24 protein-coding genes are annotated in these 26,151 nt (G+C 62.6%); 5 read left to right on the top strand and 19 right to left on the bottom strand.

The genetic code is table 11. The annotated features are described in order from the left end of the window. Positions 1–8 precede the first annotated feature (8 nt). The 4 genes from MWL89_RS07880 to rplS all read right to left on the bottom strand — a co-directional run bounded on the left by MWL89_RS07880 (position 9) and on the right by rplS (position 3,498). Positions 9–1,499 (bottom strand): YifB family Mg chelatase-like AAA ATPase, encoded by a 1,491-nt coding sequence (locus tag MWL89_RS07880; RefSeq protein ID WP_244412537.1) that lies wholly within the window; start codon positions 1,497–1,499, stop codon positions 9–11. Positions 1,500–1,514: 15 nt separating this feature from the next. Continuing rightward, on the bottom strand, positions 1,515–2,003 hold the full coding sequence (locus MWL89_RS07875) for a YraN family protein (protein ID WP_244412536.1): 489 nt from the start codon (positions 2,001–2,003) through the stop codon (positions 1,515–1,517). Between the two features lie 265 nt (positions 2,004–2,268). Continuing rightward, positions 2,269–3,048 carry a ribonuclease HII gene (locus MWL89_RS07870; protein WP_102378207.1) on the bottom strand — a complete coding sequence of 260 codons (780 nt, stop codon included), beginning with the start codon at positions 3,046–3,048 and terminating at the stop codon, positions 2,269–2,271. A 102-nt stretch (positions 3,049–3,150) separates the two neighbouring features. After that, positions 3,151–3,498, bottom strand: coding sequence for a 50S ribosomal protein L19 (gene rplS / locus MWL89_RS07865; protein WP_102378208.1), 348 nt, complete (start codon positions 3,496–3,498; stop codon positions 3,151–3,153). 335 nt (positions 3,499–3,833) lie between these two features. On the opposite strand from rplS, the gene MWL89_RS07860 reads away from it, so the two are divergent. Genes MWL89_RS07860 through MWL89_RS07845 form a run of 4 tightly spaced genes read left to right on the top strand, consistent with a single transcriptional unit; the run spans position 3,834 to position 9,927 of the window. Continuing rightward, positions 3,834–5,252 carry an MFS transporter gene (locus MWL89_RS07860; RefSeq protein WP_244412535.1) on the top strand — a complete coding sequence of 473 codons (1,419 nt, stop codon included), beginning with the start codon at positions 3,834–3,836 and terminating at the stop codon, positions 5,250–5,252. A gap of 9 nt (positions 5,253–5,261) precedes the next feature. Next, the gene (locus MWL89_RS07855) at positions 5,262–7,241 is read left to right on the top strand and encodes a glycoside hydrolase family 2 protein (RefSeq protein ID WP_244412534.1); all 1,980 of its coding nucleotides are present in this window, start codon (positions 5,262–5,264) and stop codon (positions 7,239–7,241) included. Continuing rightward, the gene (locus MWL89_RS07850) at positions 7,238–8,452 is read left to right on the top strand and encodes a galactokinase (protein WP_244412533.1); all 1,215 of its coding nucleotides are present in this window, start codon (positions 7,238–7,240) and stop codon (positions 8,450–8,452) included. The genes MWL89_RS07855 and MWL89_RS07850 overlap by 4 nt, the downstream gene beginning before the upstream one ends. Beyond that, complete coding sequence (locus tag MWL89_RS07845; RefSeq protein WP_244412532.1) at positions 8,452–9,927, top strand: UDP-glucose--hexose-1-phosphate uridylyltransferase; 1,476 nt, start codon at positions 8,452–8,454, stop codon at positions 9,925–9,927. The genes MWL89_RS07850 and MWL89_RS07845 overlap by 1 nt, the downstream gene beginning before the upstream one ends. On the opposite strand, the gene MWL89_RS07840 is transcribed toward MWL89_RS07845, so the two are convergent. The 3 genes from MWL89_RS07840 to MWL89_RS07830 form a co-directional block, all read right to left on the bottom strand. Beyond that, positions 9,917–10,252, bottom strand: coding sequence for an AzlD domain-containing protein (locus MWL89_RS07840; protein WP_244412531.1), 336 nt, complete (start codon positions 10,250–10,252; stop codon positions 9,917–9,919). The genes MWL89_RS07845 and MWL89_RS07840 overlap by 11 nt on opposite strands. After that, on the bottom strand, positions 10,249–10,932 hold the full coding sequence (locus MWL89_RS07835; protein ID WP_244412530.1) for an AzlC family ABC transporter permease: 684 nt from the start codon (positions 10,930–10,932) through the stop codon (positions 10,249–10,251). The genes MWL89_RS07840 and MWL89_RS07835 overlap by 4 nt, the downstream gene beginning before the upstream one ends. A 469-nt stretch (positions 10,933–11,401) precedes the next feature. Beyond that, positions 11,402–12,445, bottom strand: a complete 1,044-nt coding sequence (locus tag MWL89_RS07830) for a deoxyguanosinetriphosphate triphosphohydrolase (protein ID WP_102378215.1) — start codon at positions 12,443–12,445, stop codon at positions 11,402–11,404. Positions 12,446–12,821: 376 nt separating this feature from the next. On the opposite strand from MWL89_RS07830, the gene MWL89_RS07825 reads away from it, so the two are divergent. After that, positions 12,822–13,598, top strand: a complete 777-nt coding sequence (locus tag MWL89_RS07825) for a hypothetical protein (protein ID WP_244412529.1) — start codon at positions 12,822–12,824, stop codon at positions 13,596–13,598. 23 nt (positions 13,599–13,621) lie between these two features. On the opposite strand, the gene mtnA is transcribed toward MWL89_RS07825, so the two are convergent. The 12 genes from mtnA to MWL89_RS07765 form a co-directional block, all read right to left on the bottom strand. Next, entirely contained in the window at positions 13,622–14,656 is a 1,035-nt protein-coding gene (gene mtnA / locus MWL89_RS07820) for an S-methyl-5-thioribose-1-phosphate isomerase (protein ID WP_244412528.1), read from the bottom strand. A 287-nt stretch (positions 14,657–14,943) separates the two neighbouring features. Further along, positions 14,944–17,682, bottom strand: coding sequence for a pyruvate, phosphate dikinase (ppdK, locus tag MWL89_RS07815; RefSeq protein WP_244412527.1), 2,739 nt, complete (start codon positions 17,680–17,682; stop codon positions 14,944–14,946). Positions 17,683–18,257: 575 nt separating this feature from the next. Continuing rightward, on the bottom strand, positions 18,258–19,145 hold the full coding sequence (locus MWL89_RS07810; protein ID WP_102378219.1) for a pyruvate, water dikinase regulatory protein: 888 nt from the start codon (positions 19,143–19,145) through the stop codon (positions 18,258–18,260). Positions 19,146–19,149: 4 nt separating this feature from the next. Further along, the gene (gene glyS / locus MWL89_RS07805; RefSeq protein WP_244412526.1) at positions 19,150–21,237 is read right to left on the bottom strand and encodes a glycine--tRNA ligase subunit beta; all 2,088 of its coding nucleotides are present in this window, start codon (positions 21,235–21,237) and stop codon (positions 19,150–19,152) included. A 1-nt stretch (position 21,238) separates the two neighbouring features. Continuing rightward, positions 21,239–22,189 (bottom strand): glycine--tRNA ligase subunit alpha, encoded by a 951-nt coding sequence (locus tag MWL89_RS07800; protein ID WP_102378221.1) that lies wholly within the window; start codon positions 22,187–22,189, stop codon positions 21,239–21,241. 40 nt (positions 22,190–22,229) lie between these two features. Next, entirely contained in the window at positions 22,230–22,799 is a 570-nt protein-coding gene (gene lepB / locus MWL89_RS07795) for a signal peptidase I (RefSeq protein ID WP_102378222.1), read from the bottom strand. A gap of 198 nt (positions 22,800–22,997) precedes the next feature. Next, on the bottom strand, positions 22,998–23,564 hold the full coding sequence (lepB, locus tag MWL89_RS07790; RefSeq protein ID WP_102379539.1) for a signal peptidase I: 567 nt from the start codon (positions 23,562–23,564) through the stop codon (positions 22,998–23,000). Positions 23,565–23,637: 73 nt separating this feature from the next. Beyond that, positions 23,638–24,384 carry a tRNA (guanosine(37)-N1)-methyltransferase TrmD gene (trmD, locus tag MWL89_RS07785; protein WP_244412525.1) on the bottom strand — a complete coding sequence of 249 codons (747 nt, stop codon included), beginning with the start codon at positions 24,382–24,384 and terminating at the stop codon, positions 23,638–23,640. Positions 24,385–24,445: 61 nt separating this feature from the next. After that, on the bottom strand, positions 24,446–24,961 hold the full coding sequence (locus tag MWL89_RS07780) for a ribosome maturation factor RimM (protein WP_244412524.1): 516 nt from the start codon (positions 24,959–24,961) through the stop codon (positions 24,446–24,448). Further along, the gene (locus MWL89_RS07775) at positions 24,962–25,216 is read right to left on the bottom strand and encodes a KH domain-containing protein (RefSeq protein ID WP_102378225.1); all 255 of its coding nucleotides are present in this window, start codon (positions 25,214–25,216) and stop codon (positions 24,962–24,964) included. Between the two features lie 4 nt (positions 25,217–25,220). Next, complete coding sequence (gene rpsP / locus MWL89_RS07770; RefSeq protein ID WP_102378226.1) at positions 25,221–25,466, bottom strand: 30S ribosomal protein S16; 246 nt, start codon at positions 25,464–25,466, stop codon at positions 25,221–25,223. A 172-nt stretch (positions 25,467–25,638) separates the two neighbouring features. After that, positions 25,639–26,130 (bottom strand): GNAT family N-acetyltransferase, encoded by a 492-nt coding sequence (locus tag MWL89_RS07765; protein ID WP_244412523.1) that lies wholly within the window; start codon positions 26,128–26,130, stop codon positions 25,639–25,641. Positions 26,131–26,151 lie beyond the last annotated feature (21 nt).

The following is a 26,151-nucleotide window of genomic DNA, read 5'->3' as shown; positions in this document are numbered from 1 at the left end:
ACCTCCTGTCATACCGAACCGACGCCGTCCCGTAGCCGCAGCCCGAGCGCCTCGCATACGTGGTCTTTGCCGACCCGTGAGCATGCGTCCATGTCGGCGACGGTTCTCGCTATGGAGAGCGTCTTCATGATCCCCCGGCCGCTCATGCGGTGCAGGGAGGCCATCTCCTTGAGAAAGTCCTCATCTTCGGCATCGAGCGCGCACGATGCGATGAGAGAGTTCGCCGTGCGCGCGCCGCCTCCCTTCTGCTTTCTGTGCAAAGCGAACGCCCGCGCCTCCATAACGCCCTCCTTCAGCTTCTCGGACCCCGTTTTACCGCCGGTGCCCAGTACCATGTCGGGCGAGGACCGCCATACGTCGACATGGATGTCGATCCTATCCATGAGCGGACCGCCTATGCGGCTCTGGTAGTTCCTTATCTGAGCAGCCGTACAGGTGCAGCGTTCGGCAACATCTCCGAAATAGCCGCATGGGCAGGGATTGGACGCTGCAACGAGCATGAACCGCGCGGGGAACGCGACGCTCCCCTCCGCCCTCGTCACCACGATCCGCCCCGATTCGATCGGCTGGCGAATGGCTTGCAGCACCGAAGGTTTGAACTCCGACACCTCGTCCAAAAACAACACGCCCCCGGTTGCAAGCGAAATCTCTCCGGGACGCAACGGCGAACCGCCGCCCACGAGCCCCGCCATGCTCGCCGAGTGATGGGGTTTGCGAAACGGGCGCTCTCCTGCGAGGATGGATCCTATGTCCTCCCCCGCAACCGAATGCACGAGAGCCGCCTCGATCATCTCGTCGTCCGCAAGAGGCGGCAGTATCGTCGGCAGACGCGAAGCGAGCATCGTCTTGCCCGATCCCGGGGGACCCATCATGAGCATGCCGTGCCCGCCCGCTGCGGCGATCTGCAGCGCGCGTTTCGCAGCTTCGTGCCCCGCAACGTCGGCGTAGTCCATCGAAGGGCCCCTGCCCGCTCGGCCCCTCATCGTGGGAGACGAAAAGGAACCTGCGTAAAACGCCGAAAGGCTCGACACGGTTTTGCATTCGAGCTCTTCGAGTCCGATCAAACCGTCGTCTGGCTGCGCGCATATGAGCGAAAGCCCCTGCTTTTTCGCACAGAGCTCGAAAGCCAGCATACCCCTGATCGCACGGACGTCGCCCTCGAGCGACAGCTCCCCAACGCACAGGCTCCCGTCGATGCGCGAAGCGTCGAGCTGCCGCGTAGCCGCGAGGATCCCCAACGCTATGGGCAAATCGAACCCCGATCCCGTCTTCTTGAGCGAACCGGGCGCGAGGTTGACGACCACCTTCTCGGTCGGCATGCGAAACCCGCAGGCTTTGATGGCGGCCCGAACCCGTTCGCGCGCCTCTTGGATGGCGGCATCGGGCATGCCGACGATCGAGAAAGACGGCATCCCGCTGCCCACGAGCACCTCGACGGAAACCGGCACCGCCTCCACGCCCCTGATCGTTGCGCTCCATACGCTGTACTGCGCCTGCATCGAAGCCGCCCTCGCTCATTCGCCGACGGAAAACGCATTGACGTGGTGCCGCAGGAACGCACGCTCCGATCCGATAACGAGGATGGATACGACATCGAACCGTACGGCGATATCGACGGTTTCGTACGTCTGGAGAAAAGCGGCGGCAATCCTCTCGTAGCGTTCCCTCTTGCGCTCGTCGACCGCTTCCTCCGGAAGGCCTTTTTCGGTATTCGATCTGGTTTTAACCTCGACGAATACCAGCGTATCCTCATCCTGGGCTATGATATCGGCTTCCCCCGCAGAGCACGTCCAGTTACGCTCGAGCACCTCGAAACCGCGCCGCTCGAGAAAGCGCGCCGCCGCCTCTTCCCCCCGCCTGCCGAGTTCGATGTTGTGCCTCGACTCTTCCGCGTTCTGTGCCGCTTCGACGGAGGACGAATCCCCCGGCCGTGACCCTTCCGATGCGGCTATGCCGGGAGGGTCCTGCGCTTCGCGCCTTTCCAGCGTTGCTTCGATCACCATTTCGACTCCTTTCTTCGCTAAGCCATGCTAGCGGGCGCAGCTTGCGGTATCGAGAAGACAAAAGGAGTGCAATCTATACGATCAAACGGCTCAAAGCGAACCGGGAGCGAAGCGCATCCGATCCGTTTCATACCGACGGATTCGCCCAGAGCGGCAGGAAAGGAGACGGCCGGGTGCGCGCGAAAGGAGGAAAGCTACCGGATTGCCGACTGATTTCCGGAATTCGCTTGCCGTATCGCGGGGCACGGCGCATTGATCGAACGGATCAGAAGAGCGTTTCTTGGGTGAAGGCAGTGCAGAAGGAGACGCGGTGAATGGGACTTAGCCCATGCTCCTTGATAGCGTCGATGTGATCTTTGCTCGCATAGCCCTTGTTCGCGTCGAATCCGTATACGGGATAGCGCTCGGACATGCGGCACATGATGCCATCGCGCTCGACCTTTGCAACGATCGAAGCAGCCGCGATGGATGCGCATTTCGCATCGCCTTTGACCACGTTTTTCTCACGGGGATCGAGGCGCATCGGATTTCCGTCAAGCAGTACGGCATCGAAGGAAACGCCCTGCTCCTCGATGGCGCCGAGAGCCTTGAGGAACGCGAACCGCAGCGAAGCCGTCATGCCGACCGCATCGATCGAATCGGGTTCGACGTGCTGCACGGTCCATGCGATGGCCGTTTCTTTGATCTGCGCAGCCAGCTCTTCGCGATGTTGGGCAGTCAGCTGCTTCGAGTCGTTCAGCCCGAGTATCCGAGGCTCGGGCGGCAACACGACCGCCCCGACCGTCAAGGGGCCCGCCACCGGGCCGCGACCGACCTCGTCAAGCCCAACCGCAACACCGCCTCGGGCAAGCTCGCACTCGTACGCATACAGGCCCTCGATGCGCGTCGCCTCCGCCTGCTGCGCCTCGAGCCTCCGACGCGCCGATTCGATCGCGCTCAAAACGCCCTTGCGCGTATCGGCGACCAGCGAGCGCTCGAGCACAGCGAACTCAGCGGCATCCGCCTCTTGGAGCCTCTTTCGTATGTCGGCGACGGTTTGGATCATAGGTTTCAGTATATCCGATCCGATATCTCCAGGGTTGCAGGACGGGCGCAGCGCAGAAAAAGACCCCTTGCGGGGTCTTCCGTTCTCTCTGTAGCCCGAGGATTAGTTGAAGGACTTTTCCTTGATTTTGGCTGCCTTGCCAACCTTGTTACGCAGGTAGTACAGCTTGGCGCGGTTCACATCGCCCTTGCGCACGACCTCGATCTTCTCAATCTTCGGCGAATGCACCGGGAAGGTGCGCTCGACACCGATGGAAAAGCTGATCTTGCGAACCGTGAACGTCTCGCGGTTCGAAGCGCCGTGACGGCGGATGACGTCGCCCTGGAAGACCTGGATGCGCTCGCGATTACCTTCGGTGATGCGATAGTGGACCTTCACGTTGTCGCCCACGTTGAAATCAGGGACGTCCTGCTTGATCTGCTGTTGTTCGATAGCGCGAATGATGTCCATGTTCGTTTTCCTTCTATATACTCAATATAATTCTTCGACATACCAAATTGTATGGTGCTTCCATAAAGACACGATCAGTTAGTATAACGCCACATCCGATCAGGCGCAAGAGAAAATCGAAGCAATATGGGAGAAATCGAAGAGCTCCACACGAAGCCTATTCCGTCTCGCAATCGGCCCCGAAACGCGACGCCCCGACCGTGGGAATGCGAACAACCGCGGCTTCGCAGGAAAAGCCCGCCCAAGCGGTTGTGGGAGCGGTTGAGCCATGCGCTCATGCGCATTATCTAGTAGGATAGCAGCAGAGTTGTTTCCCAAGAGAACCAGGCGATGCCATGACCGAAGAAAAGACGCCTCATCCCCAGAACCGCCCCATCTTCGCAACAGAAGCGGATGCCCGAAAGGGACAAGCGGCCGACGCGAAGCAGAAGCCTCCGACCTACGCCGCCGAACCGGCTCTCACGAAGAAATCCTGGCTGCTCATCATCCTGCTCTCGTTCGTGGGCCAGGTGGCATGGGCGCTTGAGAACAACTTCTTCAACCTGTTCATCCAGGACGTCTTCAACGCGTCGCTCTCCGACGTCGCGCTCATGGTGTCTGCCTCGGCGCTTACCGCTGCGGCCACCACGCTGCTGGTGGGCGCGTGGTCCGATCGGGTGGGAAAGCGCAAGGTATTCATCGGCGTGGGCACGATCCTCTGGGGCGTCTCGATCATCGTGTTCGCCTACCTGCAGACCATCTCGTTCGCACTCGCGGACACCGCAGCGGCGGCGATGGCGTTCGGCGTGACGCTCACCATCGTGTTCGACTGCGTGATGACGTTCTTCGGCAGCCTCGCGAACGACTCGTGCTTCAACGCCTGGGTCACCGACATCACCACCGATAAGAACCGCGGCAAGGTCGAGGGCGTGAATTCCGCGATGCCGCTTCTGGCGATGCTCGCGGTGTTCGGCGGCGCGATGTTCCTTATGATCGTGCGCCCCGACGGCACGGTCACCTACGACTACCCGCTCTTCTTCATCATAATCGGTTGCGCGGTTATCGCACTCGGCATCCTCGTGCTCGTCCTCATGGACGATTCCGCCCCCGAGCGAAAACGGGACGGCGGCTATCTGAAAAGCGTGCTCTACGGGTTCCGCCCGAGATCGATGGCCGACAACAAAATGCTCTACCTCGTGCTGCTCGCCTACCTCGTGTTCGCCACGGCCCTGCAGGTGTTCATGCCCTACTACGTGCTCTACCTGCGCCTCCCCTACGTCCTCGGCGAAAGCTACGTGTTCGTCATGGCGCCGGGCATCATCATCGCAGCGATATTCACCATCCTCTACGGCAAAACGGTCGACCGGCGCGGCTTTTTGCGCTCGGTCATCCTCCCGCTCGTTCTGTTCATCGCGGGATGCGTCGTGCTCACGCTTTTCACGGGTACCGCGTTCATCTTCGCCGGCTCGGTGCTCATGCTGAGCGGCTACCTCGGAGCTGTCGCCTGCTTCGGCGCCGAAGTGCGTAACAACACCCCGGGCGGCTATGTGGGCATGTTCCAGGGCGTCCGCATCTTCATGGTCGTGCTCATCCCCATGCTCATCGGGCCGTGGATCGGATCGGCTTTGAGCGCGTCGTCGGGCTCGCTCGGGTTCGGCGTCGTCGGGGACGGGTTCACACCCTCGTCGCTCGTGTTTCTGGGCGGGGCGGTCGTGGCGCTTCTGACGTTCATCGTACTGCTGGCCATCCGCGCAGAGCGCTCGAAAGCCGAATAGGATACCGCCATGCTCGACATCAAACGCGTGCTTGCAAGCGCACCCCGAAAGCCCGAACAGACCGCGCTCGAGCCGCTCTACACCGTGTGGGGCGAGCGCATCGCCGAGGGATGCGAGAGCGAGCCCGTCCATCCGCATCCCCAGTTCGAGCGCACGAGCTTTCAATCGCTCGACGGCTGGTGGGACTACCGCATCGTTGCCTGCGAGAGCGCAGAGACCGCTTGGCGAACCGCCGAAACCCCAACGGACTTCGAAGGTTCCATCCGCGTTCCGTTCTCCCCTGAGGCACCGCTTTCGGGCGTGAACCGCCAGCTCATGCCGAACGAGCTTCTGTGGTACCGCCGAACGTTCCCCACTCCGAGCATCGGCGCGCACGACCGTCTGTTCCTGCACTTCGAAGCGGTCGACTACGCATGCGCCTGCCTCGTGAACGGCACCCGCGTAGGGAACCACGTCGGCGGCTACCTTCCCTTCTCCTTCGACATCACCGACGCTCTCGCAGACGGCGCAAACGAGATCGCCCTGTGCGTGTACGATCCGAGCGACGAAGGCGTGCAGCTGCGCGGCAAGCAGAAGCTCGACCGGGGAGGCATCTGGTACACCGCGCAGAGCGGCATATGGCAGACGGTATGGCTCGAGGCCGTACCCGAAGCGCACATCGAGTCGATCGAGATCGACGCGCAGGCGGATGCGGGCGTGCTCGAACTCGTCGTAACCGTGCATGACGATGAGAGCGCGGCGAACGCGGGATCCACCGCCCTGACCGTCCGGCTTCTCGACGGCGATGCGGAGGCGCTCGCCGCCGTCTCGGATGCACCCGCAGAAACCGCGCACGCCGACACCGGCTCCGGCGCGAGCGAGGCAGGCTGCGCGTCGCACGCACTCTGCACCCACAGGCTCGTCCTCGATGTCGCTCGCCCGCACCTGTGGAGCCCCGAAGATCCGCACCTGTACCGCCTCGAGCTCGTCTTCGGAGACGACAGGGTGAAAAGCTACTGCGCCTTCCGCACCGTGTCGATGGAGCCCGACGAACACGGCATCGTGAGGCTCTGCGTAAACCACGAACCGCGGTTTCTGCGCGGCGTGCTCGATCAGGGATACTGGCCCGACGGCCTCTTGACCGCACCCTCCGACGAAGCGCTCGCCTTCGATATCGAAACGTGCCAAAAACTCGGCTTCACCATGCTGCGCAAGCACATCAAGATCGAAAGCGACCGCTGGTACTACCACTGCGATAGGCTCGGGATGCTCGTATGGCAGGACATGGTGTCGGGCGGCTCGCCCCTGAGCGCCTGGCACTCGAGCTACAAGCCCACGTTCTTCCGCCGGTCGTGGACCTCGTGCGCCGACGACACGCCGAGGCGCCATCGCGCCTATTCGGCGGGAAGCGATGCGTACCGTGCTGAATGGACCGACACCTGCGCGGGCACCATCGCATACCTGAAGAACCATCCGTCGATCGTCACGTGGGTGCTCTTCAACGAGGCGTGGGGGCAGTTCGATGCCCGCTCGGCGACCGAGGCGGTGCGCGCACTCGATCCGACCCGGCCGATCGATGCGGTCAGCGGGTGGTACGACCAGGCCTGCGGCGACTTCTCAAGCGTACACAACTACTTCCGCCCTCTTGAGGTGTACGCAGACCAAGCGCAACCTCGACGGGCGTTCGTCATCTCGGAGTTCGGCGGACTGTCCTATCACGTGTCCGATCACAGCTCGCTTTCCTCCTCGTACGGCTACGGAAGCTTCACCGATCTGACTGCTTTCAGGGCGGCCGTCGGCAAAGCCCTCGCAGACGCCGATTCGCTTGAGAGCGAGGGGCTTGCGGGATTCGTGTACACCCAACTCTCCGACGTCGAAGAGGAAACGAACGGGATCCTGACCTACGACCGGCGCATCAACAAGCTCAACGGCGATCCGATCGGCGAAGATCCCGCAATCGCGGCATGCGGCGCGGCGCGCGCCTCTTCGCAGGAAGGCGAGCAGCGATGAGCGCACTGGGCAACGCAGAGCAGCGGGCGAAAGAGCTGTACGCCGCACGGTTCGCAGGCACCCCCTCGGTATCGGCCTCGGCTCCCGGCCGCGTCGAGCTCGCGGGCAACCACACCGATCATCAGGGTGGTCGCACCATCGCAGGTGCCATCGACCGGCGCGCGCACGCGTTCGCCGCGCCCAACGGCTCAGGCGAAGTGCGCGTCGTCATGGGGGGATTCGGCGAAGTGCGCATGAGCTGCTCGGATCTCGCGCCGCGCGAGAGCGAGCGGGCAACGTCGGCAGCGCTCGTAAGGGGTATGGCAGCCGCCCGCGCCCGGTCGGGAAAGCCGCTCGGCGGTTTCGACATGGCCGTCGCATCCGACATCCCCGCCGGATCGGGCGTTTCGTCGTCGGCGGCGTTCGAGGTACTCGTCGGAGCGGCGATGCGCGCCCTGTTCGACCGCTCAGGGGAGCTGTCGCTAGACGAGCTGATCGCACTCGCCCTGGAAGGCGTGCAAGCCGAGCGCGCCTATTTCGGCAAGCCGTGCGGCGCACAGGACCAGATAGCCTGCGCGCTCGGCGGCATCGTGGCCATGGACTTCTCGGAAGAGACGCCCCGCGCAGTACCGATCGCCTTCGATGTCGATGCCTGCGCCTTCTCGCTCTGCCTGATAGACAGCAGATGCGACCACGCCGCATTCACCGAAGAATACGCCGCCGTACCCGCCGACATGCGCGACGTCGCGCACCTCTTCGGGAGCGATCGGCTCGAAGAGGTGCCGCAGCGCGCCTTTTTCGAAAACCTGCCGCGCGTCCGAACCGAGCTCGGGGACCGCAAAACCCTGCGCGCGCTCCACTACTTCGACGAAACAAAGCGCGTGCTCGCCCAGCAGCGTGCGCTCGAAGCGGGAGACTTCGAGGCGTTTCTCGCGCAGGTGCGCCGGTCGGGCGCCTCGTCGGCCGAATTCCTGCAGAACGTCTCGCCGCGCCTCGACGCTTCGGGCGCCCATCAGCCCGCCATGGTCATCCTCGCGCTGTGCTCCCATCTGCTCGGCGCTGCGGGCGCCTACCGCATCCACGGCGGGGGCTTCGGCGGCAGCGTGCTCGCCTTCGTCCCCTCACGCGAGTCGGAAGCGTTCGCAGCGGCTATGGACGGCCTGCTCGGATACCGCGCCTGCATGCCCGTCTCGCTCGGCCAGCCCGGTGCCTATGGGATAAGGCTCGCCTGATGTCGAAGCGCCTGCCAAACCCCGACGAGGTGCGCTCAACCTTCGCCCGCCTGTTCGCCGACGATCCCGAGAAGGCTACCGCTTACCTGTACGATCTGGGCGTCGCAAGCGGCTACATCGAAACGGAGGCGGTCGAGAGAAACATCCGCTGGACGAGCGAGAGCGCCTACGGAACGCTCGAATGCACCATCAACCTGTCTAAACCCGAAAAAGATCCGCGCGCCATCGCCGAAGCCGCGGCATCGCCCGCCAAATCCGCCGCCGCGGGCGCGCACGACGCCGTCGCCGACGCGACCGAAGCGGAAAACCGCATCCCTTCCGCATGCTCTTCGTCAGACTCGGCCCCGATTAGATCCGTACCCCGATGCGACCTCTGCTGGGAGAACGAAGGGTTCGCCGGCAGCCCCGAGCATCCCGCGAAGCCCGGCCTGCGCATCGCCGCCATCGAACTCGGCGGTGAGCGATGGGGCCTGCAGTACTCCCCCTACGCCTACGTGCCCGAGCACTGCATCGCGCTTTCCGAAAAGCATCGACCCATGAGGATCGCCGCCGCCTGCTTCGAGCGGCTGCTCGATTTCGCCGATGCCTTCCCGTTCTACTTCATCGGCTCGAACGCCGATCTGCCCATCGTGGGCGGCTCGATCCTCTCCCACGACCATTTCCAGGGCGGGCGCCATACGTTTCCCCTCATGAAGGCGCCAGTCGAACGCGACGTCGCCCTGGAGGCCTTCCCCGATGTACGGTGCGGCATCGTCCGCTGGCCCGCCTCGGTGCTGCGCTTGGAATCCGCCGATCGAGCGAGCCTCTGTTGCGCGGCGGCGAGGATCCTTCGCGCATGGCAGAGCTTCTCGCATGACGCGTGCGCGATCGCCTCGCACAGTCCGAACCCGTCGAAGGACGGTTGCGCCGTCCTCCACAACACGCTCAACCCCATCGTGCGCAAAACGGGTGCGACCTATACGATGGATCTGGTGCTGCGCAACAACCGCACCGACGCCGGGCACCCCTGGGGCATCTTCCATCCTGGAGACGAGCTGCACCACATCAAGAAGGAGAACATCGGGCTCATCGAGATCATGGGACTCGCCATCCTGCCCGCACGGCTCGCCCGCGAGCTTCCCGCAGTACAGCGCGAACTCGTGCGGGCCGCCCGCAAAAACCGAAGCGTCGCCTGGGTGCAGGCGAAGCTGCTCGAACAGAAGGCGACCGCACCCCACGCATCGTGGGCGGCAGACGTGTACGCCCGCAGAGCCGCCGAATTCCTCGACGCAGGCGAGAAGTCGGACAACGAAGGCTCGACCGACGGCTTCCCCGAGCCGACGCGCAGGCTCTCGCCTCCCATGCAAGAAGAAGTCGGGCGCGTGTTCGAGACCATCCTCGAGACAACCGGGGTCTTCAAGCGCGACGAGACGGGCGCAGCGGGCTGGAACGCGCTCATCGAAGCGATCAGGCGAACGGACAGCCCTAGATCATGAGCAGGAGCGCATAGGCGGCAACGCCCGTAATCGCGCACCATAGAAGCGATTTCGTCTTAAGACCCACAACGACCACGATCGCCGCTGCGAGAAGAGGCGCCGCAGCCGGCCAGAGACCCGCATCGAACATTCCAGGCGTAAGCAGGTCGTTCGCAACGAGAGCCGCGAACGCCGCAGGGGGGATGAATCCGAGCGCCTGGCTGACGCTCTCGGGCAACTCCTTGCCTTTGAGCAGGAACAGAGGCACCACACGGCAGAGGAGCATCGTGCCCGCGCAGCACGCGAACACGATGAGAAACTCGGGCCACCCCATCAACTCGTTCATCGGGCCCTCGCTCCCGAAAAGACCATGGCCGCCACCACGCCCGCAACGGCTCCGATCAGAATCGCCGGACCGGAGAACCCTGCTGCCTTGCATAAAAACACGCCGATCATGGCAACGCCGACTGCGACTCCGTTGGCCGCTGTGATCTTCTGCGTACACAGAAGGCAGATGAAGATCGAGGTCATGGCGAACGACGCGATGGCGAGCGGAATGCCGATCGCGTTTCCCACGAGCACGCCGAGCACGTTCGAAAGGGCCCACGAGGTCTGGGAGAACAGGTTCACCATGGTGGCCCTGCCCACCGACCAGCCGCCCTCCTCGAATTTCGCCATGTTCACACCGTAGCTCTCGTCGGTCACCGTCGCGGCGAACAAAAACGATACCCGCTTGCGCGCGCCTTCGCAAGCTTTCGCAAACGATGCGCTGTAGAGCATCTGCCTCGTGTTCACAAGCGATACCGATGCGACGATGGCCGAGATGGGAGCGCCCGCGATCCACATGTTGGGGATCATGAACTGTCCCGCCCCCGAATAGAAGAGAGCCGAGAGCAGAAACACCTGCAGCGCATCGAGTCCTATCGACGAGCAGAGGATGCCGCACGGAATACCGATGGCAACGTATCCGAGCATGATCGGAAGCGCTGCGGAAAGCGACTGCTGTATGTGTTCCCTGGATGGCATAACCTGCATGATTATAGCGGTACGCTGCCGTTTTGTAAGCCCCTATCCGCCTTCGCGGCAGTCTTCCCGATAAACCGAGCCGTTCCAAACTACCCCGAGCAACCAGACGGAGGCGAACTCGCCGCGCGCTCCCGAGCGCCTCTTTCCTCGCCCCGGACACCCGAGCGATATCCGAGCAGCCTTTTGCACTTCTGTCCCATGCAATCGAGAGGTTTTGTGCGAAAACAGGCTTCTGCTGGCAGTCAACCGCCGTTATGCGACGAGATCGGGGGCCTGGAGATCTCTTCAGAGCGCCCGCTAGCAAACAGTCCGGCAAAACCGCAGGTCAGAAAATTAATAGAGGCTAACTTCCTCGTCGGCATATCGCATATCGACGGTTGACTGCCAGCAGAAGGCCGATTTCCGACAAAACCTCGGTTGGCGGGAGGCCAGCGGGATGATAGCGCGGCAGCCTGGCTGGCGGCGCGGCTCAGCGATGAAGCGACTGGGGCACGAACAGATCCTGATAGAGGCTCTTCGCGTAGCGGTCGGTCATGCCTGCCACGTAGTCGGTCACCGCACGCAGATCGTCTCCCTCGGATATGGCGCAGTACTCCTGCGGAACCTCGTCGATATGCTCGACGTAGTAGTCGAAAAGATCCCCGATGAGGTGCATGGCCTTGCGCACTTCGACCATGACGACGGGGGCCATGTACACGCGATCGAACAGAAACGATCGGAGCTCGCTCATGGCGTCCCACACCCGCCCGCTCATGAGGATATCGTCGTTTGCCGCCGAGGTTTCCACCATATCGAGCACGAGCGTCTGGATGCGCGAAGAGTGATCGGGGCCCAGAACCTCGTGCGTCGAATCGGGAAGGTCTGATTCCCGCAGGACGCCCGCACGGATCGCGTCGTCGATATCGTGGTTCACGTACGCGATGCGGTCGGCGGTGGCTACGATGCGCCCCTCGAGGGTTTCGGCGCGCTGCTCGCCCGTATGGCAGATGATGCCGTCGCGCACCTCGGGCGTGAGGTTCAAGCCCTTGCCCCCGTTCTCGATCACCTCGACCACGCGCAGGCTCTGTGCGTTGTGGTGGTAGAGAAGCGGACTGTCGGCATCGCTGTGCGGGATGCCGCGATGCCGGGCGATGCAGATCGAAAGCGCCTCTTCGCCGGTATGGCCGAACGGCGTATGGCCGAGATCGTGCCCGAGCGCGATCGCCTCGGTAAGATCCTCGTTCAGGCCGAGCGCCCGGGCGATCGTCCGGGCGATTTGGGAAACTTCGAGCGTATGGGTCAAGCGCGTGCGGAAGTGATCGCCTTCAGCCGCAAGGAACACCTGCGTCTTGTGGGACAGGCGGCGAAACGACTTCGTATGAAGGATCTTGTCGCGGTCGCGCTGGTAGTCGTTTCTCAGGATATCGGGCTCGGTCGAGCGCGCCCTGCCCTCGCTCTCGTCAGCAAACGCAGCTTCCTCGGACAACGAAACGTGCTCACGCTGTTCCTGATCCTCGCGGTAGATAATGCGCATAGCTCCTCCTCGGCGTCGAACACAAGGTCCTTATCCGTTTTCCGCAAGTGTAGCAGAAGAACGCCCCGATGCCGAAACGAACTGCAGGGCTTGCGTAGCGAGCTTCGGCGCGCTCGCACGACTTCCTTCAAGCGCGCGAACGAAACAGGCGTAACCGCGCATAAGATGCGGCCGCACCGAACCCCGCTCTCGCGTTCCGGGATATCGCAGACGGTCGATCCCCGGTATTTCCGATCCCTGCCTTTTTAAGGTAATTTCTTCTCATTTTTTGCCTCACTATCGGGTATAGTCGTTTGGAAAACGCGGAGGATACCGGCTGGGACAGGGGCTGCGTTGCCGCGTGCAAACGAAAAGCATTCGCTCGAAAGGGTCTAACGTGAAAAAGAGCGGGTTGTTTGTAAGTGCAGGTATGGTTGCGTGCCTGGCCATCGGGTTGGTTGGATGCGGGGGATCCGATGCGCCGAGCGAGGAGACGGCGTCAGCTCCGGCAGAGGCCGGCAGCGAATCCCCTGAAGCGTCCGTCGACGAATCCGTCGAGATAAAGCCTTTGGAACTAGAGCAGTCGGAAAAGACCTCGACGCCGTTCAGCAACGTGTCCACCGCGATCGATAAAGAACAGATGGTTTCGCAGCGCTTCACCATCACCAATCCGAACAGCAACGCCTATGCCGTTTTGGAGTCCGGTCTCGTCATCGATCCGTCTGCGCTCGTCATCCACCAAACCATCGTCATCAAACCCAATGAGACGATACGGGTCGTTGCGCATACCCTTCAGAAAACCGATGCGGAGATTTCCTTCGCCGTCTCCGCGAACACCCCCTTGGAAGGCGCGGTTTTCATGAGCGAGGCGGAGCTCCCCGAGACGTGGGCTCAATTCCTCGGCCAGAAGCTTGACGCTCCCGACGTCACAGCCGTGCTGACCGAACAAAGCAATATGGAGCCCGAGCATCTGAAGCTATTCGTCGAGATGCCCGAATTCACGACCAAGGGAGATATCGGCTACTATGTAACGTTTGCGGCCATAGACGGTGAGGGCGGCTTTCTCGGGGGAGATACGGCGAAGGGCTTCGCTACGACGGAATCAGATTACATCCCCCCTGCGTATGCAACGGGCAAGTACGAGGTTTCCTTTGTGCCCTACGTGCGCGATTGACGAAAACGCGCCGGCAGCGCCTTCTAGACGGATTCCGGATCGAATACGCCCCGCTCGGTGATGATCGCGGTTATCAGGTTCGCAGGCGTTACATCGAACGCGGGGTTGAACACCTCGACGCCTTGGGGAATGCAGGCCGACACCTCGGTCGCGGCGCGCTCTTCGATGGGAATCTGCGAACCCGCAGCAAGCGAGGCGTCTATGGTGGAAGTCGGCGCTGCTACGTAGAAGGGTATGCCGTGATGACGTGCGAGCACGGCTAGACCGTACGTGCCTATCTTGTTCGCGGTATCGCCGTTTGCGCAGATGCGGTCGGCACCGACGACGACCGCATCCACCTTGCCGGCAGCCATGACCGAAGCAGCCATGTTGTCGCAGATGAGCGTACAGGGGACTCCGGCTCGACCGAGCTCCCAGGCGGTAAGCCGCGCGCCTTGGCCGACCGGACGCGTCTCGTCGGCGTACACCATGTCAATCTTGCCTTGCCGATGCGCCGCATACACCACCCCGAGCGCCGTACCGTAAAAGGCCGTGGCGAGACTTCCCGCGTTACAGTGCGTGAGGATGCGGGTGCCGGCGCCGAGCAGCTCGGCGCCGAAGGCTCCGATCGCACGGTTGGCCGCCTCGTCCTCTTCGATCATAGCTCGCACGTCAGAAACGAGCGCATCCGCTACTGCGCTCGCCGCTGCGGTTCCAGCCGCTGCAACGCGGGCGACTTCGAGCGCTCGGGCAACTCCCCAGGACAGGTTGACGGCCGTGGGGCGCGCAGTCGAAACGGATTGCGCGACGGTTTCGAGCTCCGACAGCAGCGCGGCCGCATCGTCCGCCCCCGATTCGTTCTCCGCGTACAGTGCAAGCGCCGCCGCTCCCCCGATGCCGATGGCGGGCGCGCCGCGAAGCGCAAGCGTCTTGACGGCATCGATCATCTCGCGGTGGGTTTTCACGTCGGAATAGCTCAGATCCCGAGGAAGTGCGCGCTGGTCGACGATACGGGCCGTTCGGCGCCCATCGGCCGATTCGGTCATCTCTATGGTGCGGGGCAGGTTCTCGATACCCAACGGTTCCTCCGATCGTGTGCGCTTCCTTGCAGGGATCGAACGTAAGTATAGCGGAACGGCCGGGAAATCCCCCGATCGGCCTTTGAACCTCACGGCACCGTAAGCTTCCGTCTCCCTCAATGTAGAACCTTGCCAGAAAGCGACGGTTTCCGCTCGCATCACGCAAAGCGCCCCGACCATCGAAGGTCGGGGCGCTTTCTAAGCGCTATGGACAGGCAAGCCGGCTTTGCGATTCGCCTCGTCTCGGCACCGCGCATTACGGCATCCTCCGCCGCAAGCGCGCAATCCTACTTGTCGCGCGTGTTGCCCATCTTCTCCTCCAGGGCAGCCTGGGCGGCGGCGAGGCGCGCGAGCGGAACGCGGTACGGCGAGCAGCTCACGTAGGTGAGGCCGATCTTGTGGAACATCTTCACCGAATCGGGGTCGCCACCGTGCTCTCCGCAGACGCCGAGCGTGATGTCGGGGTTGGTCGCGCGACCCTTGGTGCAGCCCATATCGACGAGTGCGGCGACACCCGGGTCGACGGTTTCGAACGGGTTGTACGGGATCAAGCGGCGCTCGAGGTAGCGCGGGATGAACTTCGACTCGACATCGTCGCGCGAGAATCCGAACGTCGTCTGGGTGAGATCGTTGGTGCCGAAGCTGAAGAAGTCGGCCTTGGTGGCGATCTCGTCAGCCGTAACGGCGGCACGCGGCAGCTCGATCATAGTGCCGATCGGAATCTCAAGCTCGACGCCCTCCTCTTCGCACACCTGGGCGATGGCGGCTTCGCATTCCTCGCGCAGCACGGCGAGTTCGGGCAGCACCGACACGAGCGGGATCATGATCTCGGGCTCGGGATCGAGGCCTTCCTTCTTAAGCTGCGCCATAGCCGTGGCGATAGCGCGCACCTGCATGGCGGGAAGCTCGGGATACAGGATCGCGAGGCGGCAGCCGCGAAGCCCGAGCATCGGGTTCGCTTCGCTCATCGCGTCGATCTGATCCATGAGCTTGCGCTTCGCGGCGATGTCGGCAGCGGGGGCGCCGGTTGCCTCCATGCGCGCGATTTCGACATCGAGCTCACGGGGGCTCTCGAGGAACTCGTGCAGCGGAGGATCGAGCAGGCGCACGATGACCGGCAGGCCGTCCATGGCCTTGAACATGCCGTAGAAATCGCCCGTCTGAGCGGCGAGCAGGTCGGAAAGGGCCTTCTCGCGCACCGCGGGGTCGTCGGTGAGGATGAACGACTGGATGATCTGCTTGCGATCGCCGAGGAACATGTGCTCGGTACGGCAGAGACCTATGCCCGTCGCACCGAAGGAGCGGGAAAGCTCGGCATCCTCGGGGTTGTCGGCGTTCGCGCGCACGCCCATGGTGCGGAACTCGTCGGCCCATTCGAGGATCGTATCGAGATCGCCCGTGAGCTCGGGGAGAACCAGCTCGACGGCGCCCAGGACAACGATGCCCGTCGTACCGTCGATCGAGATCATATCGCCTTCCTTGATGACGATGTCGGTTCCGATAACGGAGGCCTCCTTCTTCTCGGCATCGATCTTGAGCGCTTCGACGCCGCAGACGCACGGGGTGCCCATACCGCGGGCGATAACGGCCGCATGCGAGGTCTTTCCACCATGGGAGGTAAGGATGCCCTCGGCGGCGATCATGCCGGCGAGGTCGTCGGGATTGGTCTCCCAACGCACGAGCACGCACTTGCGGCCCGCTTCGGCGACGGCCACGGCATCGACGGCCGAGAAGACCGCTTCGCCGACAGCGGCGCCCGGGCTCGCATTGAGGCCTTTGGCGAGCACATCGTAGTCGGCGGTCTTGTCGAACTGCGGATGCAGGAGCTGGTCGAGCTGCTCGGGATCGACGCGCATAACGGCCTCTTCCTTGGTGATGAGGCCTTCCTTTTCCATCTCGATTGCGATGTGGAGCGCGGCGGCGGCGGTGCGCTTGCCCACACGGGTCTGCAGCATCCAGAGCTTGCCCTGCTCGATCGTGAACTCGATGTCGCACATATCGCGGAAATGGTTCTCGAGGGTGACGAACACCTCTTCGAGCTCGCGGCCCGCATCTTCGAGACCGGCCACATGCTTAAGATCGGCAATGGGGCTCGTATTGCGGATGCCTGCGACGACGTCTTCGCCCTGGGCGTTCACCAGATAGTCGCCGTAGAATTCCTTTTCCCCGTTTGCGGGGTTACGGGTGAAGGCAACGCCCGTTGCGGAGGTCTCGCCCTTGTTGCCGAAGACCATCGACTGCACGTTCACGGCGGTGCCGAGATCGTCGGCGATCTTGTTCTGCTTGCGGTACAGCGTTGCGCGTGGATTGTTCCAGCTGCCGAACACCGCTTCGATGGCGAGACGCAGCTGCACATCGGGATTCTGCGGGAAAGACGGCTTGCCATCGACGACGAGCGAGGGATACGCCGAAGCGTCCACGTTGTCGGAGAAGATCTGTTTGAACTCGACCACGAGCTCCTGCAGATCCTCGGCGGTCAGATCGGTATCGGATTTCACACCGCGTGCGTTTTTCATTGCCGTGATGGCGTTTTCGAACAGATCGCCGTCAAGACCCATGACCACGCCGGAGAACATCTGAATGAACCGGCGGTAGGAGTCCCACGCGAAGCGGGGATTGTCGGTCTGTTTGATGAGGCCGTTGATCGATTCGTCGTTGAGTCCTAGGTTGAGCACGGTGTCCATCATGCCCGGCATCGACATCGGCGCGCCGCTGCGAACCGATACGAGCAGCGGATCCTCCGCGTCGCCGATCTTCTTGCCCATGCGGGCCTCGAGATCTTCACGGTACTCCTCGATGGTGTCCAAAGCGCCCTCGGGCCACGTGTTGTCGGCGTTGGCGTATTCCATGCATGTCTGACACGAGATGGTGAATCCCGGAGGCACCGGCAGGCCTATGTTGGCCATCTCGGCGAGGTTAGCGCCCTTGCCGCCCAGAACCGCCTTCATGTTCGTGTTGCCCTCGGTCACGTTGTTGCCTTGTGCGTCCTTGCCGAACGCATAGACGCGCTTCACTTCTTCGGTCACCTTTTTCTCCTTAGCGCTTGGTTGCCAAAACACACACCACGTACTCATTATGAGCCAAAGCCCTCGCCGAGGGCCTCCGTTCATCATATCAGCAGAGGTCGGGCGCGCTGTTTATAGTACCGCAAACGCGCTGCCTCGACGCATCATCCATGAGCTTTTCGGCATCTGGAGCAAGGCGGACGGGTTGCGGGCGGCCCTTAACGGCGGCGGACGGTCAGCGGATCGACGGCGGCTCTGGACAAGAACGTTTCGCGGACGGAAAGTGCCGGGAATTGACGGCGTATCCGGCGGCGCGATCCCCTGAAATGGCAGAGAATTCGACCTGTGTCAAAATGTAATATAGTATATTTGAACTAATCGCTGTATGCAAAAATTACGACCTGGCATTTCACGAGGCTTTTCCTCAATTCCAACTTAGTAATATATTCTATAATTGACACAGGTCGAATTCTCTGCCATTCCGAGCTTCCCGTCGTCGAAAGTGCCTACGGCGTGCGGCAGGCGACACGAGACTCGCGACGCACGGCACGCCGCATGAAACACGCGGAGCGCATGTCGCACGTGACTGCGTTTTGCTACATCAGCGCTTCCGCTGAAGGCGGATGGCTGCGCTCGAAATAGCGCAGAATCTCCTGGGCCGTTTCCTCGACAGCGCGATTGTCGGTACGCACGACGATGCAGCCGAGCTTGCGCATGAGCGCCCTCGATTCCTCGAGATCGCGGTGCACCTCTTCGGGATCCGCGTAGCTCGCCGCGACCGCGCTTGCGTTTCCGAGGCGGCGCTGTCGGATGTTGATGAGCACTTCCGCCGTCGTCATGAGCCCGAACAGGCGCGTCGATTCGACGTCTTCGAGTTCGCGAGGCGGGTCGGTGTGCAGATCGAGGGGGATGTTCGCCACCTTGTAACCCTGCTGCGCGAGGTAGATGGAAAGCGGCGTCTTCGACGTGCGCGACACGCCGATGAGCACGATGTCGGCCTGGGTGAGATCCTGCGGATTGCGCCCGTCGTCGTGCGCGATCGTGAATTCGAGGGCGGCGATGCGGCGGAAGTAGTTCTCGTCGGCAACGTGCAACCCGCCCGGTTTGGTGGAGGGCGAAAGCCCGCTCATATCGGCGATGGCGTCGATCGCCGCCGACAGGAGGTCGACGGCGACGATGTTGTCATGCTCTTCGACGTACGCCTTGAGCTGGATGCGCAGCGCCTCGTCGACGAGCGTGTAGAAGACGAGCATGCGGTCCGTGCCGAGAACCTGCCTGTGGTAGGCCGCATGCTCCTCGAAGAACTCCTTGATGTCGCCGAACGTATGCACCTTCGGCAGCACCTCGATGCACGGATCGGTGACGCCGAACTGGCTCGTCGCCGCACGGGCGACCGCCTGCGCCGTGAGGCCCACCGAGTCGCTTATGACGTGGATCGTCGGAAGCGGCGTGTTGTTGTCAACCGTAACCGGCTCGAGAACCATGACCCTACCTACCCGATTTGGCCATCTTGCCGAAGTCGGCTACGCGGGCGAACACCGAGACGAAGCGGTTGAGCAGCTTCAACCTGTTCGTTTTCAGCGCCTCGTCCTCGTCCATGATGAGGACGTCTTCGAAGAACCTGTCGATCGGGCCGCGCAGAGCCGCCAGCTCGCGCAGAGCCGTCGCATACGCGTTTTCAGCGAGCGCAGCGTCGGCTTTCGCCTGCACGCCCTCGAGCGCCTCGGCGAGCGCGCTCTCGGCCTCCCCCATAAGCGCCTGATCGACCGTATCGCCGAGCGATGCGTCGCGCAGGTTGTTCGCGCGCGCGTACGCCGTAGCGAGATCGTCCATAACGTCGGCCATATCGTCGCGAGCGCCCTGCAGCGCTTCGACACGGGCGATGATCTCGGCGGGTTCGGTCACGCCAGTGGCGAGCACCGCATCGATTACGTCGGGAGATTTACCGCCATCGCGCAGCATGACTTTCGTGCGCGTAACGAAGAAGTCGGCCACCTCGCGCTGAACGGCCTCTCGATCGAATTCGACGGCCGAATAGGTATCGAGGGAAGCCGAGATCGCGCGGTCGAGCGAAACGGGCAGGCCCGCAGCGAGCATGTTCACGATGCCGATCGCCGCACGGCGCAGCGCGAACGGATCCGACGATCCGGTCGGCCCCTGGCCTACCGCGAATAGGCCGCAAATGGTATCGAGCTTATCGGCGGCGGCGACGATTCTGCCAACCGTGCTCTCCGGCAGCTCGTCGCCCGCGAAGCGCGGGCGGTAGTGGTCGGCGATGGCACGGGCCACCTGGGCCGTCTCGCCCGACGCCTCGGCGTAGTAGGAGCCCATGATGCCCTGCACGCTCGTGAACTCGACGACCGCGTTGCTCACGAGGTCGGCTTTGCTGAGATAGGCGGCGCGATGGGCGTCGGCGGCGTCGGCCTTCGACAAACCCGCATCGCCCGCAAGCGCATCGGCGAGCTCAACCACGCGATCGGTCTTCGCCTTCATGGTGCCGAGCGCTTCCTGGAACACGACTTCGTCGAGGCGGTCGACGTAGGCTTCGAGCGGCTGCTTCAGATCCTCTTCGTAGAAGAACTTCGCATCGGCGAGGCGCGCGCGAACCACGCGCTCGTTTCCATCGATGATGGTCGAGGCGCAGTCGGGGTTTCCGTTCGTCACGACGATGAAGCGGTTCGTAAGCCCGCCCGCGCCGTCGTAGAGCGGGAAATAGCGCTGGTGCATGAGCATGGCGTCGACGATGATCTCCGCGGGAACGCGCAGGAACTCCTCGTCGAACGAACCGACGAGGACCGTCGGAAACTCGGTGAGGTTGATCACCTCGGTGAGCGTCTTGGCCGGAAGCTCGGCGGTAGAGCCCGTCTCGCGCTCGGCCGCGGCGACGCCTGCACGGATGGCCTCTTCGCGCAGAGCCTCGCTCGGGACGACCTTCGCGTTCAACACGACATCGATCAGCTCGTCGGCGGAAGCGACCTTATGGGGTCCGGGTGCGAGGAAGCGATGCCCCCTCGTGGTGTCGCCGGCGACGAGGTTAGCGAACGTTACGGGCACGACCTGGGTGCCGAACAGGGCGAGAAGCCAGCGCACGGGACGGGAGAACAGCACCGTCTGGGTGCCCCAGCGACACGATTTCGGCCATGAGATGCTCTCGATGAGGCCGCCGAGCGCATCGGGGAGCAGATCGGCGACGGGTCGCGCCGCGATGCTCTTGGTCGCGTACACGTACTCGATGCCGTCGACCTCCCTGCGCTCGAGATCGGCGACGCTCACGCCCTTGCCGCGGGCGAAACCCTCTGCAGCCTTGGTGGGGTTGCCGTCAGCATCGAACGCGATCTTGATCGAGGGACCCTTATGCTCCAGGACGAGCGCCTCGGTTTCCTCGGCGACTTCTTCGACGATGGAGATCAGGCGGCGCGGCGTAGAGTAGAGGCGCACCTTCCCGTGCGGTATGCGAAGGGCGTCGAGCGCTACGGGCACGAGCGTCTCGAGCTGCTTGGTGGCGTTCGCCAGGTCGAATGCGGGTATTTCCTCGGTTCCGATTTCGAATGCGAGCGTACGGGTATTCTCCGCCATCTTACGCCTCCTTCCCTTCCTCATCGCCGCCTGCGGGCTTTTCGCCCACCACGTGCTCCAGATACGACGCGCACACCGCCTTGGCGAGCGTGCGCACGCGCAGGATGTAGGCCATGCGCTCGGTTGCCGATATCACGCCGCGGGCGTCGAGCAGGTTGAAGGCATGGCAGCACTTGAGCACGCTGTCGTAGGCGGGAAGCGGCAGCCCGGCGTCGAGCACGCGCATGCACTCCTTTTCGCGCTCGTTGAACTCTTGGAACAGAAATTCGGTATCGGCCACCTCGAAGTTGTACGCCGAGTACTCGCGCTCGTTTTCGAGGAACACATCGCCGTAGGTGAACACGACCCCGTCGTCGCCCCGCGACCAGACGATGTCGTAGATGGAATCGACGCCCTGGATGTACATGGTCAAACGTTCCAGGCCGTAGGCGATCTCCACCGGCACCGGGTTGCATTCGAATCCGCCGACCTGCTGGAAGTACGTGAACTGCGTGACCTCCATGCCGTCGATCCAAACCTCCCAGCCAAGACCCCATGCGCCGAGCGTCGGGCTTTCCCAGTCGTCCTCGACGAAGCGCACGTCATGGGCGTCCACATCGATGCCGATAGCGCGCAGGCTGCCCAGGTAGAGATCCTGGATGTTGTCGGGCGAGGGCTTGATGAGCACCTGGAATTGGTAGTAGTGCTGCAGGCGGTTCGGATTCTCGCCGTAGCGGCCGTCGGTGGGACGGCGGCATCCCTGCACATAGCCCGTCCGCCACGTATCGGGGCCGAGCGACCTGAGCGTCGTCGCGGGCGCGTTCGTACCGGCGCCCACCTCGTTGTCGTAGGGTTGCAAGATGACGCACCCCGCACTCGCCCAGTAACGCTGCAGGCCCATGATGACGTCCTGGAACGTCGGGGGCAGCGATTCGGGTGCGAACTCGGTTTCGGTTTCGACAGCTGATGACATGGTTCTCCTTGCGATCTGATTCGTACTTTTCCCGAAAGCCCTACTGGAGAACCCCGAAGTTCTCCAAAGGCCAGTATATGAAGCAGGCTTTCCCGGTCACGCTCTTTTCCTTGACGGAGCCGAAGTAGCGGGAGTCCTTCGAGTTCGTGCGGTTGTCCCCCATCACCCATATCTCGCCCTCGGGCACCGTATAGGGGTAGGCTATGTCTACGAGCGTGCTCGCGAACGGATCGGACGGGAGCCCGTGGGTGTAGGGCTCGCTGAGCGCGACGCCGTCCACGTACACCTTGCCGTCGACGAGGTCGACGGTCTGGCCGCCTACCGCGATGCAGCGCTTTATGAGAATGCGTCCCGGGATCTCCTTGTCCTCGAAGGTGACGATGTCGCCCGGCTCGATGTCGCGGAAGTAATAGCTCACCCGCTCGGAGAACACTTTATCGCCGGTCATGATGGTGGTTTCCATGGACCCTGAGGGAATCTCGTAGGGCTGGATGACGAATTCGCGGAGGAACCACGAGAGTCCCACGACGAGGGCGACCATGATAAGAAGGCTCAGCAGGCTCCGAAAGAGGGACGGCCTACGGGGATCGGCGTGCTGACCGGCATCCATGAACGTTTGCTTCCTTTCCATCCAGACCTCGCCAATCGATACGCCTGAATACGCTTCGACGGTATATGATACCGCTTCGCGCCTAGTCGGGAACGCCGTTCGATAAAGATTTCAGAAATCCATGATCAGCGGCACGGTCACGCGAGCAGGTTCGAAAACCGCCTTGGACACCGCATGCGAAACGGGTCTCCGCACGCCTTAAAGGACACCGAAATCGCCGAACGGCCAGTAGACAAGACACACCCTCCCGGTCACGCTCTTTTCCTTGACGGAGCCGAAGTAGCGGGAGTCCTTCGAGTTCGTGCGGTTGTCCCCCATCACCCATATCTCGCCCTCGGGCACCGTATAGGGGTAGGCTATGTCTACGAGCGTGCTCGCGAACGGATCGGACGGGAGCCCGTGGGTGTAGGGCTCGCTGAGCGCGACGCCGTCCACGTACACCTTGCCGTCGACGAGGTCGACGGTCTGGCCGCCTACCGCGATGCAGCGCTTGAGGAGTATCCTGCCGGGAATCTCCTTGTCGTCGAACGTGACGATGTCTCCTGGTTCCACGTTTCGGAAGTAGTAGCTGACCTTCTCCGAAATCACCTTGTCCCCGGTGATGATGGTGGTCTCCATGGACCCCGAGGGGACCTCGTAGGAATGGATGACGAACGTCATGAGGAACCACGAGATGCCGAGCGCGATCGCGATGGTTGCGACAAAGCTCGCAAGCCCCTTGAGAAGCGACGGCCTATCGGGGTCGGCGTGCCGACCGGCATCCATGAATGCCTGCTTGCCGGCCATCAGCGGCCCGCCGATCGAACCGCATGCGAAGCGATGCGAGGGAAATCCGGGGTCATCGCGAGCAGCCTTCCCCGCCGATACCGAGCGATCCGAGAAACGTCCGGTCGCTTGCGTCGAGATTCGCCGATGCGATCAGGTCGGGACGCAACCTCGCCGTACGCTCGAGGCTCATTTCGCGCCTCCACCGCTCGACGGCCGCATGGTTCCCGCTGAGAAGCACGGCGGGAACGTCCATGCCGCGAAAGCTCGCAGGCCTCGTGTATTGGGGGTATTCGAGCAGGCCGTCGTAGAAGCTCTCGTCGATCGCGCCCGCCTCGTCGCCGAGAACGCCATCGATCTTGCGCACCACCGCATCGATTATCACCATCGATGCGAGCTCGCCGCTCGTCAGCACGTAATCGCCGATCGAAATCGTTTTATCGGCGAGCGAATACGCACGCTCGTCGATGCCCTCGTAATGCCCGCACACGAACAGCAGGCGCTCGCAAACCGACAGCTCGGTGGCAAGCGCCTCGGAGAACGGCTCGCCAGTCGGACTGAGGAAGATCGTGCAGGGCTTGCCAATTCCCGAGGCCGCGATCTCGTCGTACGCCTCGAATATCGGCTCGCACTTCATGACGAGCCCTTGACCGCCTCCGTACGGATCGTCGTCGGTCGTGCGATGACGATCGTGCGTCCAGTCCCGAAGGTCGTGAGCAGTGAATTCCAATATGCCCTTCTCCTGGGCGATGCGCATCATCGACGAACCCATGATCGAGTCGAACATGCCGGGAAACGTCGAAAGCGTTTCGATCCTCATGGATCCGTCCTTTCCCATCTCAAGCGAACCGGTTGATCCCGTTTCGCATCCTCGCCGAACCTCAACAATCGAGCAGGCCCTGCGGCATGCGCGTCCTCACGGTGCGAGCCTCCCGGTCGACGTCGATCACGATCGCATCGACGTACGGGACAAGCACCTCGCCCGCCTCGCCGTCGATCGCGATGAGCCGCTGCGCGGTGTTGTCGATGATCTCGCGCACGCTGCCGACGAAACCGGCGTCCTCGTCGTAAACCTCGAAGCCCGCAAGTTCCCGTTCGACTACGCGATCGAAGCCGTCGGGAAGATCGGACCGGCGCACAAGGCACGAGCAGCCCGCAAGGGCTTCGGCGGAATCGATCGAATCGACGCCGTCGAACAATACGAGATACGCGCCGTCGCCCAGATGGCCCACCTCGCGCACGACTCCGCGCCTCGGAGCGTCGAGCACCGGCGGAACGAACGCGACCTCCGTGCCCTCATGCAGCAAAAAAGGAAGGCCAGGCGCACTGCGTGCGACCAGCCCCCCTTGCAGGCTCTTCGGTTTTACCAGTTCGGCGACGTTTGCCCAGTCGTGCATCTAATCGATGAGTTCGACTTCGACATGCGTGTCAGTGCGGGAGGCCGCCGCGCGCGCGAGCGTGCGGATCGCCTTGATAACCCTACCCTGGCGCCCGATGACCTTTCCGGCATCGTCTTCGTGCACGCGAATCTCGACGAGGATCGTTCCGTCGTCGGCTTCGCTCGAAGTGATCTCGAGGTCATCCGGAAACTCGACCAGCGGCTCTACGACCGAGCTCACCAATCCGGCGATGTCTGTCGCTTGCGCTGACATGGCGCTACTCGCCCTTGCGAGCGGTTTCGAGCAGACGGGCAACCGTATCGGTCGGCTGCGCACCGTTCTTGAGCCAGGTATCGACCTTTTCGAAATCGAACTTCACCATAGCGGGATCGACGCAGGGGTTGTAACGGCCGACCTCCTCGATGAAACGGCCATCGCGCGGAGCGCGGGCGTCGGCAACGACGATGCGGTAGTAAGGTGCCTTTTTAGCGCCGTGGCGGGCGAGACGAATCTTAACTGCCATGAAGATGAACTCCTTTTACCATGAAATACAACGTTTGGGTGCTCGACTCTACGCGAATCGACCTCCTGAAAAACAGCAATTGCTAATAATAGGGTGAAAATGCGCTTCTGGCAAGCATTCAGCGAAAAGGCGGCACGAATTACAGAAAGTGCACCATTGCGCAGCAGGGTGCCTACACTCGATGGAAGTATATCCGCGTATCCTCGAACGTGCCGTCCTTCAGGCGAAACCCTCCGGGTATCGTGCCGATGCAGGCGAATCCAAGGTCCTCGTACAAATGAACGGCCCCCGCATTGCTTGCGACGACGGCGTTGAACTGCAGACCGGAAAACCCGAGATCGCCCGCACGCACAAGCGAATCGCTCACAAGCATCCTGCCAAGCCCCCTGCCCCTCGCCTCCGAAGCGACCGCGTAGCTCGCATTCGCAACATGTGCGCACCGGCCGACGTTGTTGGGGTGCAGAATATAGAGGCCGAGAACCTTCCCGCCGCCCTCGGCAACCGCAGTTGCCGACTGCGACGCGAAAAACTCGCGAGCCGACGCTTCATCGAGAAGCTCTTCCTGGGGAAACGCGATGCCGCCCTCGACGACTTCGTTCCATATCGCGCACATGGCTTCGATGTCCGTCTCCTTGAAAAGACGGATGCCCAACGGTTCTTCCATACGTGCCGCTTAATCCTTCCT

This window comes from Raoultibacter timonensis (assembly GCF_022845715.1).
Taxonomy (GTDB): domain Bacteria; phylum Actinomycetota; class Coriobacteriia; order Coriobacteriales; family Eggerthellaceae; genus Raoultibacter; species Raoultibacter timonensis.
The sequence above is the reverse complement of the archived record's forward strand: the minus strand, read 5'-3'. Positions and strand labels throughout refer to the sequence as shown.

Excerpts from the sequence above, each read along its gene's own strand:
- MWL89_RS07880 (WP_244412537.1), bottom strand. The coding sequence starts at position 1,499 with ATGCAGGCGCAGTACAGCGTATGGAGCGCAACGATCAGGGGCGTGGAG.
- MWL89_RS07875 (WP_244412536.1), bottom strand. The coding sequence starts at position 2,003 with ATGGTGATCGAAGCAACGCTGGAAAGGCGCGAAGCGCAGGACCCTCCC.
- MWL89_RS07870 (WP_102378207.1), bottom strand. The coding sequence starts at position 3,048 with ATGATCCAAACCGTCGCCGACATACGAAAGAGGCTCCAAGAGGCGGAT.
- rplS (WP_102378208.1), bottom strand. The coding sequence starts at position 3,498 with ATGGACATCATTCGCGCTATCGAACAACAGCAGATCAAGCAGGACGTC.
- MWL89_RS07860 (WP_244412535.1), top strand. The coding sequence starts at position 3,834 with ATGACCGAAGAAAAGACGCCTCATCCCCAGAACCGCCCCATCTTCGCA.
- MWL89_RS07855 (WP_244412534.1), top strand. The coding sequence starts at position 5,262 with ATGCTCGACATCAAACGCGTGCTTGCAAGCGCACCCCGAAAGCCCGAA.
- MWL89_RS07850 (WP_244412533.1), top strand. The coding sequence starts at position 7,238 with ATGAGCGCACTGGGCAACGCAGAGCAGCGGGCGAAAGAGCTGTACGCC.
- MWL89_RS07845 (WP_244412532.1), top strand. The coding sequence starts at position 8,452 with ATGTCGAAGCGCCTGCCAAACCCCGACGAGGTGCGCTCAACCTTCGCC.
- MWL89_RS07840 (WP_244412531.1), bottom strand. The coding sequence starts at position 10,252 with ATGAACGAGTTGATGGGGTGGCCCGAGTTTCTCATCGTGTTCGCGTGC.
- MWL89_RS07835 (WP_244412530.1), bottom strand. The coding sequence starts at position 10,932 with ATGCCATCCAGGGAACACATACAGCAGTCGCTTTCCGCAGCGCTTCCG.
- MWL89_RS07830 (WP_102378215.1), bottom strand. The coding sequence starts at position 12,445 with ATGCGCATTATCTACCGCGAGGATCAGGAACAGCGTGAGCACGTTTCG.
- MWL89_RS07810 (WP_102378219.1), bottom strand. The coding sequence starts at position 19,145 with ATGGTTCTCGAGCCGGTTACGGTTGACAACAACACGCCGCTTCCGACG.
- glyS (WP_244412526.1), bottom strand. The coding sequence starts at position 21,237 with ATGGCGGAGAATACCCGTACGCTCGCATTCGAAATCGGAACCGAGGAA.
- MWL89_RS07800 (WP_102378221.1), bottom strand. The coding sequence starts at position 22,189 with ATGTCATCAGCTGTCGAAACCGAAACCGAGTTCGCACCCGAATCGCTG.
- lepB (WP_102378222.1), bottom strand. The coding sequence starts at position 22,799 with ATGGATGCCGGTCAGCACGCCGATCCCCGTAGGCCGTCCCTCTTTCGG.
- lepB (WP_102379539.1), bottom strand. The coding sequence starts at position 23,564 with ATGGATGCCGGTCGGCACGCCGACCCCGATAGGCCGTCGCTTCTCAAG.
- trmD (WP_244412525.1), bottom strand. The coding sequence starts at position 24,384 with ATGAGGATCGAAACGCTTTCGACGTTTCCCGGCATGTTCGACTCGATC.
- MWL89_RS07780 (WP_244412524.1), bottom strand. The coding sequence starts at position 24,961 with ATGCACGACTGGGCAAACGTCGCCGAACTGGTAAAACCGAAGAGCCTG.
- MWL89_RS07775 (WP_102378225.1), bottom strand. The coding sequence starts at position 25,216 with ATGTCAGCGCAAGCGACAGACATCGCCGGATTGGTGAGCTCGGTCGTA.
- rpsP (WP_102378226.1), bottom strand. The coding sequence starts at position 25,466 with ATGGCAGTTAAGATTCGTCTCGCCCGCCACGGCGCTAAAAAGGCACCT.
- MWL89_RS07765 (WP_244412523.1), bottom strand. The coding sequence starts at position 26,130 with ATGGAAGAACCGTTGGGCATCCGTCTTTTCAAGGAGACGGACATCGAA.